The sequence below is a fragment of the Sporomusa sp. genome, from assembly GCF_057736855.1.
Genome location: NZ_JBYKYF010000339.1, coordinates 1 through 3,021, shown reverse-complemented (window position 1 = coordinate 3,021; position 3,021 = coordinate 1). Strand labels below are relative to the sequence as shown.

At 42.2% G+C, this 3,021-nt stretch carries 3 protein-coding genes; 2 read left to right on the top strand and 1 reads right to left on the bottom strand.

Features of this window, described 5'->3' with window-relative positions:
- The coding region (locus AC29Z1_RS15805) for a DNA recombination protein RmuC (protein ID WP_488272416.1) at positions 1 to 985 on the bottom strand (985 nt) is incomplete at its 3' end.
- Between the two features lie 199 nt (positions 986 to 1,184).
- Between AC29Z1_RS15805 and AC29Z1_RS15800 the strand changes: the two genes are divergently transcribed.
- Together AC29Z1_RS15800 and AC29Z1_RS15795 are read left to right on the top strand one after the other, a co-directional pair.
- Positions 1,185 to 2,441, top strand: a complete 1,257-nt coding sequence (locus AC29Z1_RS15800) for an acetylornithine/succinylornithine family transaminase (protein ID WP_488272415.1) — start codon at positions 1,185 to 1,187, stop codon at positions 2,439 to 2,441.
- Between the two features lie 20 nt (positions 2,442 to 2,461).
- On the top strand, positions 2,462 to 2,902 hold the full coding sequence (locus AC29Z1_RS15795) for a type II toxin-antitoxin system RatA family toxin (RefSeq protein ID WP_488272414.1): 441 nt from the start codon (positions 2,462 to 2,464) through the stop codon (positions 2,900 to 2,902).
- The last annotated feature ends 119 nt before the right edge of the window (positions 2,903 to 3,021 follow it).

Genomic DNA, 3,021 nt, shown 5'->3' with positions numbered 1-3,021 from the left:
CTAAGGTAGTCGGGCCGGTTACGTTGATACGGTATTCCCGCTGCAAACTCTCGCACAACCCAGGTCGACGCAGCACTTCGGCATACAAGCCTTCCACCGGGAGGAACATAATGGCAAAATCGGTGGTGTTGGGCGGGTCAATGTATTTTTCTCTAATGGTTTTTGCTTCTTGCCGGATACGCGCTTCGAGTGCTGCTGCGGCAGCTGCCGCCAGCTCAGCATTAGCCGACTCCTGGGCTTCCAGTAGTCGTTGATAGTCTTCTTGAGGAAATTTAGCATCAATAGGCAGCCAAACGTCGTTATTGTCTCTTCCCGGCAGTCTGATAGCAAATTCCACTCTGTCCTGACTGCCACGTTTGGTAGCTACATTGGCAGCATATTGCTCTGGGGTTAAGACTTGTTCCAGCAAAGAAGCCAATTGCATTTCACCCCATACTCCGCGGGTTTTAACATTGGATAATACTTTTTTGAGATCGCCGACCCCGGCAGCGAGTTGCTGCATTTCTCCCAGGCCTTTATGCACTTGCTCCAGTCGTTCGCTTACAAGCTGGAACGATTCACCTAACCGTTTTTCTACGGTAGCATGTAGTGGTTCGTCGACAGTTGCACGCAGTTTGTCGAATTTTTTGTTATTGTCCTCTTGAATGGCTGCGAGTTTGGTTTCAACAGTTTCGCGAAGTTTTTCAAGTTTTTGCTCATTCAGTTGTGTAAGACGCATAAATTTTTGGTCATTGCTGTTTGTGAAGTTATGTAATTGCAATGCAAGTTCTTCGCGCAGTACTTTGACATTGAATGTAAGTTCCTGACGACTTTTTCCTATTTCATCCCGCAGTGCTGTTTCCAGGCGTTCCTGGTTATATAGCAGTTGCTTAAGGGAAGTAATATCGATTTGTTCAGGTTTTTTTAATTTTGTTAATAATACTAGTAAGAGCAATAGGTTGCCGATAAGTAACAATATAGTGGCTACAGACAATATTTCATTCATCTCTACACTCCTTGGGTTATTTTTTTCGTGGACTAGTTATTCAATACAGACTAAGCTAATTCCTGTTGCATTGGATAATTTTGTAGTACTAGTTGGCATAATAGGAATAAAGAAGGATTTTTTTTGATATTAATAGAAAAAGATACCATAAACTAACTGGTTTTGAACGTATTCGCATTTATATCGAAGGAGGGTCTGTATGTCTGAAAAGCAACAAATTATTGATGAAACGATTGAGAAATATGAACAATACATTAATCCTGCTATTGCTAAACTTTTCCGATTCATGGGACTGTCCACCATAGAGTGGGAGGCTCAAGGCAATATTATCCGCGATATTAACGGCAAAGAATACATCGACTGTCTGGGTGGCTATGGCGTATTTAGTTTAGGACACAGGCATCCGAAGGTTGTGGAGGCAGTTAAACATCAGCTTGATTTGATGCCGTTATCCAGCAAGGTATTGTTTGATAAACCTATGGCTGATTTGGCGGCACTTATGGCTGACATAACACCCGGCGATCTTCAATATAGTTTTTTTGTCAATAGCGGTACCGAGGCGGTAGAAGGCAGTTTAAAGTTAGCCAAAATACATACTGGCCGGAGCAAAATTATTGCTACCTCCAATTCATTTCATGGAAAAACATTGGGAGCATTGAGCGCAACTGGCCGTGAGCTCTTTCGCGAACCGTTCCAACCACTGTTACCAGGTTTTAGTCATGTGCCATTTGGTGATATTGACGCATTACGTCAAGTTGTGGACGAAGAAACGGCTGCTGTCATAATTGAGCCTATTCAGGGCGAGGGTGGTATTATTGTTCCGCCTGTCGAGTATTTGCCTGCAGTTCGCGAAGTTTGTGACAAAACTGGCGCGCTGCTTATTTGTGATGAAGTGCAATCAGGTTTGGGACGGACTGGTCAAATGTTTGCTGTTGAACACTTTGGCGTAGTTCCTGATATTCTTACAACTGCTAAAGCTCTAGGTGGCGGCGTAATGCCAATAGGGGCCTTTACCGCTCGTCCTGCTATTTGGGAAAAGTATATTACGAGTCCGTTTTTACATACATCGACGTTTGGCGGTAATCCGTTAGCCTGCGCTGCTGCTGTTGCAGCAATTCATGTCATTAAGGAAGAAAACCTGGTTGCCAAAGCCGCACAGCAGGGCACTTATTTTATAAATAAATTAACAGAGCTGGCCCAAGCTTATCCGGACGTTATTAAGGAAGTACGCGGGCTGGGTCTGATGATTGGTATTGAGCTAACCAAAGAAGGTATTGGTGGTTTTATTCTGTCAGAAATGATCGATAAGGGTGTTTTGATTGCTTATACATTAAATAATCCGAAAGTAATCAGAATTGAACCTCCGCTCATTATTGAACAACAGCAGATTGATTACGTGATTACAGCATTGGCAGGCGCTTTGGCGAAGGCGCAGGATATGCTGGAAGATTTATAAAAATAGGAGGAACTTATACTATGCCATATGTAGAGGTAACATTACCAGTTCAGGCTGACCGCAGCGAAATATATCCTATCTTGAAAGACATGGAAAAGTATCCGGAATTTATGAAGGACTTGGTGAGCGTAGAGGTCGTAGAACGCAAAGAAAATACCACAATAACCAAATGGGTTTCCAATGTTGATGGGCGAATTATCAAGTGGACTGAGTTGGATACTTTTGATGATACCAATATGCACATTCGTTATCAGCAGATAGACGGTGACCTCAAAAAGTTTGAGGGAGAGTGGATATTAACACCGATAGCAAATGGAACAGAAATAAAACTAACAGTAGACTTTGAATTTGGTATTCCGATGATAGCAGGACTCTTAAATCCGATTCTAAAAAAGAAGGTACGAGACAACAGTATGAATATGTTAACTGCTATCAAGGAACGTATGGAAAATCGAGCATAATTGAGGGTTGTTAAATATAAGTAAATCACTTATAATTAAAATAGAATTTGAGATAATGAACTAGGCAGATAGGGGGAGCGATGTCATCTTTCGCGGCATATTGTTACGATCAAAGTTTT

Excerpts from the sequence above, each read along its gene's own strand:
- AC29Z1_RS15795 (WP_488272414.1), top strand. The coding sequence starts at position 2,462 with ATGCCATATGTAGAGGTAACATTACCAGTTCAGGCTGACCGCAGCGAA.
- AC29Z1_RS15800 (WP_488272415.1), top strand. The coding sequence starts at position 1,185 with ATGTCTGAAAAGCAACAAATTATTGATGAAACGATTGAGAAATATGAA.